Raw genomic sequence first — 7,492 nt, forward strand, 5'->3', positions numbered from 1 at the left:
CGACGGCGAACTGCACATCGCCGGTGTCGACCGGAACCAGTTGCCGGTCGAACGCCGCCCGGTCGATCGCGCCGGCGGCCAAGTGGTGTGAGCGGGAGGCGAACTCGTCGAGCATCTGGCGCGACAGGCCCCACTTCGCCGCCATCATCTCCGCGCCGGTGCCTTGATCGAGGTGATCGGTCTGGTAGCGGTCCAGCACGGTCTGGCCGTAAGGGAAGCCCGAGGCCCGGGCCGCTCCGAGCGGTACACGCGACATGGTCTCCACCCCGCCGGCGACGACGATGTCGTAGGCGCCGGACATCACCGCGTGGGCCGCGGACTCGACGGCCTGCTGGCTGGACCCGCACGCACGGTTGAACGTCACCGCGGGCACCGACTCGGGCCACCCGGCGGCCAACACCGCGAAGCGGCCGATGTTGCTGGACTGGTCGCCGATCTGCGTGACGCATCCCCACATGACATCGTCAATGCCCGCGGGCTCGATCCCCGTGCGGCGGATCAGCTCGCGCATCACGACGGCCGACAGGTCGGCGGGATGGACGCCACTCAGCGAGCCATTCCTCTTACCGATGGGGGTGCGCACCGCCTCGACGATGACCGCTTCGCGTACCTGCATGCCGTATCTCCAATCGCCACGCCCAGTGCGGTGGTGTGCTCGACGGCGTTGCCGCCGGGTTTATGTACTGACCGAACGGTACAGCACTGGGCGGGCGAGTGTCACGCGCACAGGCACGGGAACGGCATCGTGATGGCGTCGGGCCCTCGATTCACCCGTGAGCAGCAGCTTCCAGGGTCGGCACGTCGATCTTGTGCATCTTCATCAGAACGTCCGTCACGCGCTGGGCAACCTCTGGATCAGAGTCCGAGAGCAGCTCGTTCAACCTTCGCGGCACCACCTGCCAGGAGAGTCCGAACCGGTCCTTCAACCAGCCGCACCGGGATTCCTCGCCGCCCTCGGTGAGGGCGTTCCAGTAGTGGTCGACCTCGTCCTGGGAGGCGCAGTCGATCTGGAACGACACTGCTTCGGTGAACGGGAAGTCCGGGCTGCCGTTCAGGCCGTAGAACACCTGACCGTCGAGCTCGAACTCCACCGTCATGACCGTTCCGGCGGGAACCGGTGTGCCCTCGGTGTAATAGGTGGTGCTCACAATCCGTGAATTGGGGAACACGCTGGTGTAAAACTTGGCTGCGTCCTCGGCATTCATGTCGAACCACAGCCACGGCGTGATCTTCGGCATCGTTCTCTCCTCGTCTCGGGCCCCTTTGTACGGATACCCGTCTTCAGGAGAGACCAGCGCGAGAGTGGAAAGTCATCGCTACTTGCAGCAGTTCGGGTCGAGGACGAGACGAAGTGCGTCGAGCGCGTCGGTACGGGCGGTGTAGAAAACGTTCATGCCTCTGCGGGTGGGCTGAACCATGCCGGCCTTCTTCAGCTGCCCGAGGTGGTGGCTCACCGTCGATTCGGCCAGGCCGACTCCGGTGGCGAGGTCGCAGGTGCAGACTTCGCCGGCGTCTGCCGTCAGCAGGATGGACATCAGCTTGATACGAACCGGATCGGCCAACGCCTTCAGGCGCAGTGCGAGGTGGAGCGCCGCATCGTCGGTCATCGGCGCGGCCGAAACCGGGGTGCAGCAGATAGGGGCTGTCATGTCGATCACCGGCAACGTCTTGGGCATGAAATCGATCATGCCACTCTCTTGACATATGTCAAAAAGGTGGGAGGCTGGGATCAATCACCAATTCGATGTATGTCACACAGGTGGAGGAAATCATGTCACGTGCACAGCTCGCACTCAACGTCGACGATCTGGACGAGGCGATCACGTTCTACTCGAAACTGTTCAATACCCAGCCGGCGAAGCGCAAGCCCGGATACGCGAACTTTGCCATCGCCGAACCGCCGCTCAAGCTGGTGCTGCTCGAGAATCCGGGGAAGGGTGGCACCATCAACCACCTCGGTGTCGAGGTCGAGGACAGCGCGAAGGTGCACGAGGAGATCGCCCGTCTGACCGGCGAAGGGCTGTTCACCGACGAGGAGATCGGCACCACCTGTTGTTTCGCGACCCAGGACAAGGTGTGGGTGACCGGACCGGCGGGTGAAAAATGGGAGGTCTACACGGTGCTCGCCGACTCCGAGACCTTCGGAACCAGCCCGCAGCACGCCGATCCGGAAGCCGAAGGCGGCGCGTGCTGTGGCACGCAGGTCCAGAAGGCTCCCGCGCAGGACGAGAAGGCTGCCGCCGGCACGTCCTGCTGCTGATTTCGCTACACACTGTGGCCGGCCCATCGGGCCGGCCACAGTCATGCGGTGGGTACGGTCGGCCGGGCTCCGGTGAGCGCGGCCAGCGCGTCGATCCCGACGGGTTCGGTGGGCAGCATCGGGACCACCGCGTATCGGCTCGCGCACTCCCTCGTGATGGTGGCAATCTCGTCGATCTCCGCCGCGGCGCGGCGACGCAGCAGGGGTGAGGTCGGCTCGGCCGCAGCCAGGGAGTTGTTGATCACCCAGGCCCAGGGATGGATGCCGGCGCGTTCGAGGTCGTCCTGCAGGCCGGCCGCTTCGAGGCGGGGTGTGGTTTCCGCGAGAGTGACGAGGACAACCTTGGTTTCCTCCGGGTTCTGCAGTCGCATCAAGGGGGTTGTGAAGTGCGGCGGTGTCGTGAAGTGGGAGCCCTCGCCCATCTGACGCGAGATCTCCCGGTGATACGACCCCGTGGCGTCGAGAAGCAGCAGCGTGTGACCGGTCGGTGCGGTGTCGACCACCACGAACTTACGCCGCGATTCGTGGATGACCCGCGAAAACGCTTGGAAGACAGCCACTTCCTCCGTGCAGGGGGAGAGCAGGTCCTCGGTGAGGGTGGCGCGTCCCTGCGCGTCGAGTGTCGCGCCCTTCGTGGACAGCACGCGGTCGCGATACTGCTGGGTCGCCTCGTTCGGATCGATTCGAGAGACCTGCAGCGTGTCGAGACTTCCGTCGAGGGTGTCGGCGAGATGTGCGGCAGGGTCGGTGGTGGTCAGGTGCACCTGGTGCCCGCGTTCGGCGAGTGCGACGGCGACCGCGGCGGCGATGGTGGTCTTGCCGACTCCGCCCTTGCCCATGCACATGATCAATCCGGAACCGTCGGCCTCGAGTTCGTCGACCAGTGCGGACAGCGGCGCGGCCCTGACGAGTTCTGCGGGCGGAGCAGTTGGTGGGGTGGTAGCGGTCTCGGGTGTGAAGAGTGTGTCGAGAGCGGCGATGCCGACCATGTTGGTGGCCTTGAGTTCCACCTGATCGAGCGGGAGGGCGCGAAGGCTGGTGGGAAGAGCATTCAGCACCGCCTGTTCGCGACCATATATGGCGGTGGCCAGCTCATCTCCGTCGTCGGGCACGGGCAGGAGACCGTTGATCACGACGTACTGGTGTGTCAGCCCGATGTCGGCGAGTTCGGCATGGGTGCGGGCGATTTCGGCGACGGTGGATCGCTGGGCGCGGGCGACCAGGACCAGTCGGGTGCGCCGGGGATCTGCGAGCGCCGCGACGGCCTCGGCGTAGATGGTGCGCTGCTTCTCCAGTCCGGACAGCGGGCCGAGGCAGGAGGCATCGCCCTTGCCTTCGTTCAAGAAGTCGGTCCACGACCCGGGTAGTTGTAGCAACCGGATGGTGTGCCCGGTGGGGGCGGTGTCGAACAGAATATGGTCGAACCCGGCTGTTCCGTCATTGTCGGTGAGGAGTGCAGTGAACTCGTTGAACGAGGCGATCTCGGTGGTACATGACCCCGAGAGCTGCTCGGTGATCGACTGCAGTTCCTTCTCCGGAAGTAGTCCGCGCACCGGGCTGATGATGCGTTCGCGGTATGCGGCCGCGGCCTGTTCGGGATCGATCTCTAGCGCGGACAACCCTGGAACGGCGGGAATCTCGGTGACGGTGTTGCCGATGGTCAACCCGAATACCTGGCCCACGTTGGACGCGGGGTCGGTGCTCACGAGCAGGACCCTCTTCCCGGTGCGAGCCAGGGTGATCGCCGAGGCGCAGGCGATCGAGGTCTTCCCGACCCCGCCCTTGCCGGTGAAGAACAGGAATCGGGGCGGGGTGTCGAGAAACATCATGCGCGCAGAGCCTTTCAGCAGCAGCTGGTGTTGTCGGTGTCGCTGCAGCACGCGCTGCCGCCGGTCTCGGTGAGGTCGAGCATCCGAATACCGGCGGGAGCAGCGGGTGCATCGACGGTCAGACCCGCCCATTTGGCCAGCTGGGTACGGTCCGGGTAGCGCCCGGTCAAGGCGGTGACGCCATCGACCAGGACGAGGGGGAGTCCCTCGGAGCCGGTCAGCTGCAGGAACGCCTTGACCGGTTCGCGTTCGGCGAAGGCAAGGGGCTCGCTCGCAAGGTTGAAACGGGCGATGTCGCCGCCCTGCGAGCGCACCCAGTCCATGTCGGCGGAGAAGGTGACCAGCGCCTGGTCGACGTCGTCTCCGCAGACACCGGTGTTGCAGCACAATGCGGGTTCGAAAATTTCGATAATGGTCATGGGGTGGTGCCCTCCTGTGTTGTGAGCAATCGGTTGGTGAGCGTGTCGACGTGAGCGGCGATGTCGTCGCGTACCAGTCGCATGCGCTCGATGCCCTCGATGCCGCGTTCGGACGGCTCGTCGGTGTCCCAATTCTCGAAGCGGGTGCCCGCAACTGGGTCGACGTGGGCCTCGCGGCCGAGGGTGACCACCAGATCGACGTCGCGCACCAGTTGCGGGTCGACGAGTGTCGGGGTCTCCCCGCTGATATCGACCCCGACCTCGAGAAGGGATTCGGCGGAGAGGGCATTGACGGCGGTGCCGGGTTTGGTACCGGCGGAGTACACGTCGACGAGTTCGCCTGCGGCCTTGCGCATCAGGCCCGCGGCCATCTGCGACTTCCCGCCGTTCTTGACGCACACGAACAGAACTGAGGGTTTCGGCATGCCTGTGCCGCTCAGGCGGTCGCGGGGACGAGTTCGGCGATCAGCGCCTCCACCCGGCTCTTGATTTCGTCGCGGATCGGACGGACCGCCTCGACGCCCTTGCCTGCCGGGTCCTCGAGTGCCCAGTCGCGGTAGCTCACGCCGGGGAACACGGGGCAGGCGTCGCCGCAGCCCATCGTGATGACCACGTCGGAGGTGTGCACGGCATCCGGGGTGAGGATCTTCGGAGACTGGTCCGAGATGTCGATGCCGATCTCGGCCATGGCCTCCACGGCGGCGGAGTTGATCGTCTCGGCGGGTGCGCTGCCCGCAGAACGGACCTCGATGGCGTCGCCGGCGAGGTGGTGGAGGAATCCGGCGGCCATCTGGGAGCGGCCGGCGTTGTGGACGCAGACGAACAACACGCTCGGGGTGGTGGACATGAAGAATGAATCCTTTCGCGAGGAAGCAGGTCAGGCTGGGATCGGGGTGGTGAGCTCGCGCAGCAACTGCCGCACCCGGGCATCGAGATCGTCGCGGATGGCGCGGACGACCTCGAGTGGCTGTCCGTCGGGATCGTCGAGGGCCCAGTCGAGGTAGCGCTTTCCGGGATAAACCGGGCAGGCGTCGCCGCAGCCCATCGAGACGACCACATCTGCGGCGGCGACGACGTCGTCGGTGAGGGGTTTGGGGTACTCGGCACCGAGATCGAGGCCGATCTCCGCCATCGCCTCGATCACGGTCGGGTTGATCGAGTGGAGCGGTGCGGACCCGGCCGAGCGGACATGCACGCGGCCCAGGGCATGCTCGTTGAGCAACGCCGCCGCCATCTGGGAGCGGCCTGCGTTGTGGACGCAGATGAACAGCACCTCGGGCACGTCTTTCGGTGCCGCGCCCTGCGCCTGGGCGAGGGCGGTGAGCCGATCGGCGGCGAAGCGGCCGGCCAGCGTCGTCAGGTGCGTGTGGACCTTGGCGGTCCGCCGCAACGCGGTATACGACTCGAAAACGTAACGTTCCACGGTCTGCGGGGAGAAGATTCCGGTGTACTTCGCGGACAGGTCGGCGGCGGTGCGGGACAGGATCGCCTGCGGCATCAATAATTCGGGCTGGGCGCGGTGCTCGGACATCAGGACTCCTTTGTCGTAGATGCTGATGCGGTGGCGGTGAAGCGTTTGCGGAGGGCGAGGGAGACGTAGACGAGGCCGACGAGGACCGGGACCTCGATGAGCGGTCCGACCACCCCGGCCAGGGCTTGCCCGGAGGTGGCGCCGTAGGTGGCGATCGCGACGGCGATGGCGAGCTCGAAGTTGTTGCCCGCAGCGGTGAACGCGAGGGTGGTGGTGCGTTCGTAGCCCAGGCCCATCGCGGCGCCGAGGGCATAGCCGCCACCCCACATGATCGCGAAGTAGGCCAACAGCGGCAGCGCGATGCGCACCACGTCCAGCGGCTGGGAGGTGATCTGCTCGCCCTGCAATGCGAAGAGGATCACGATGGTGAACAGCAGACCGTACAGCGCCCACGGCCCGATCCTGGGCAGGAACTTCGACTCGTACCAGGCGCGGCCCCTGGCTTTTTCGCCGTAGCGGCGAGTCAGGAATCCGGCGAGCAGAGGGATGCCGAGGAAGATGAGCACCGATTTGGCGATCTGCCACGGCGAGGTGTCGATGGTGGTCTGCTCGAGACCCAGCCAACCCGGCAGCACCGACAGATAGAACCAGCCGAGCACGGCGAACATGATCACCTGGAACACCGAATTGATCGCGACCAGTACGGCCGCGGCTTCCCGATCGCCGCAGGCGAGGTCGTTCCAGATGATGACCATGGCGATGCATCGTGCGAGACCGACGATGATCAGCCCGGTCCGGTATTCGGGTAGATCCGGCAGCAGCAGCCAGGCGAGGGTGAACATCAGCGCCGGACCGACGACCCAGTTCAGGACGAGCGACCCGAGCAGCATCTTGCGGTCACCGGTGACGGTGTCGAGACGGTCGTAGCGCACCTTCGCCAGGACCGGGTACATCATGATGAGCAGGCCGAGGGCGATCGGCAACGAGATTCCGTCGATCTCCACGGCGCTGAGCGCGTCGCCGAGTCCGGGAATCATGCGGCCGAGCAGAAGGCCGGCGACCATGGCCACGCCGATCCAGACGGGCAGGAAGCGGTCGAGGGTGGACAGTTTCCCGACCACGGCCGGATGATCGGTGGCGGTGTCACTCACGCGGGAACCTCCACGCACGCCTCGGACGGAACCACTGGCCCACCCTCGGCGAGAAGCACTGCGGAAAGCTGCTGCAACGCCGCGGGAATCACCCAGTAGTACACCCAGGTGCCGCGCCGTTCGCAGTCGAGCAGCCCGGCCGAGCGCAGCACCTTCAGGTGATGCGAGATCGTGGGCTGGGACAGATCGAACGACTCGGAGATATCACACACACAGGCCTCGCCGCCGGCGTGGGAGGCGACCAGACTCAGAAGTCGGAGGCGCACCGGGTCGCCGAGCGCCTTGAACATCCGGGCCAGATCCCCGGCCCAATCCTCGGTCAACGGCTCACGCAGGAGCGGTGAGCAACACGCACCATTGTC

The 7,492-nt window shown here is 65.9% G+C and carries 11 protein-coding genes; 1 reads left to right on the plus strand and 10 read right to left on the minus strand.

What is annotated here, in order from left to right:
* From WAW17_RS29070 to WAW17_RS29080, 3 genes are all read right to left on the minus strand, one after another.
* Positions 1-616 (minus strand): beta-ketoacyl synthase N-terminal-like domain-containing protein (locus WAW17_RS29070; protein WP_422336317.1); only part of this gene is annotated, 616 nt, incomplete at its 3' end.
* Positions 617-767: 151 nt separating this feature from the next.
* The gene (locus WAW17_RS29075) at positions 768-1,238 is read right to left on the minus strand and encodes a VOC family protein (RefSeq protein ID WP_422336318.1); all 471 of its coding nucleotides are present in this window, start codon (positions 1,236-1,238) and stop codon (positions 768-770) included.
* A gap of 78 nt (positions 1,239-1,316) precedes the next feature.
* Entirely contained in the window at positions 1,317-1,676 is a 360-nt protein-coding gene (locus WAW17_RS29080) for an Rv2640c family ArsR-like transcriptional regulator (protein ID WP_422336319.1), read from the minus strand.
* Between the two features lie 95 nt (positions 1,677-1,771).
* Between WAW17_RS29080 and WAW17_RS29085 the strand changes: the two genes are divergently transcribed.
* On the plus strand, positions 1,772-2,260 hold the full coding sequence (locus WAW17_RS29085) for an ArsI/CadI family heavy metal resistance metalloenzyme (RefSeq protein WP_422336320.1): 489 nt from the start codon (positions 1,772-1,774) through the stop codon (positions 2,258-2,260).
* 41 nt (positions 2,261-2,301) lie between these two features.
* Here the strand turns inward: WAW17_RS29085 and arsA are convergent, their stop codons facing one another.
* From arsA to WAW17_RS29120, 7 genes are all read right to left on the minus strand, one after another.
* A complete protein-coding gene (arsA, locus tag WAW17_RS29090; RefSeq protein WP_422336321.1) occupies positions 2,302-4,089 on the minus strand; it encodes an arsenical pump-driving ATPase in 1,788 nt (595 codons plus the stop codon).
* 14 nt (positions 4,090-4,103) lie between these two features.
* Positions 4,104-4,508 (minus strand): arsenite efflux transporter metallochaperone ArsD, encoded by a 405-nt coding sequence (arsD, locus tag WAW17_RS29095; RefSeq protein ID WP_422336322.1) that lies wholly within the window; start codon positions 4,506-4,508, stop codon positions 4,104-4,106.
* The gene (locus tag WAW17_RS29100) at positions 4,505-4,933 is read right to left on the minus strand and encodes a low molecular weight phosphatase family protein (protein WP_422336323.1); all 429 of its coding nucleotides are present in this window, start codon (positions 4,931-4,933) and stop codon (positions 4,505-4,507) included. The genes arsD and WAW17_RS29100 overlap by 4 nt, the downstream gene beginning before the upstream one ends.
* Before the next feature lie 11 nt (positions 4,934-4,944).
* A complete protein-coding gene (locus WAW17_RS29105; RefSeq protein WP_422336324.1) occupies positions 4,945-5,355 on the minus strand; it encodes an arsenate reductase ArsC in 411 nt (136 codons plus the stop codon).
* A gap of 30 nt (positions 5,356-5,385) precedes the next feature.
* Positions 5,386-6,039: an arsenate reductase ArsC gene (locus WAW17_RS29110; RefSeq protein ID WP_422336325.1), complete on the minus strand. Its 654-nt coding sequence runs from the start codon at positions 6,037-6,039 to the stop codon at positions 5,386-5,388.
* Positions 6,039-7,130 (minus strand): ACR3 family arsenite efflux transporter, encoded by a 1,092-nt coding sequence (arsB, locus tag WAW17_RS29115; RefSeq protein WP_422336326.1) that lies wholly within the window; start codon positions 7,128-7,130, stop codon positions 6,039-6,041. The genes WAW17_RS29110 and arsB overlap by 1 nt, the downstream gene beginning before the upstream one ends.
* Positions 7,127-7,492 (minus strand): ArsR/SmtB family transcription factor (locus WAW17_RS29120; protein ID WP_422336327.1); only part of this gene is annotated, 366 nt, incomplete at its 5' end. The genes WAW17_RS29120 and arsB, both read right to left, overlap by 4 nt.

Origin of the sequence: Rhodococcus sp. (in: high G+C Gram-positive bacteria) (assembly GCF_049286785.1) — a bacterium.
Lineage (GTDB): Bacteria > Actinomycetota > Actinomycetes > Mycobacteriales > Mycobacteriaceae > Rhodococcus_F.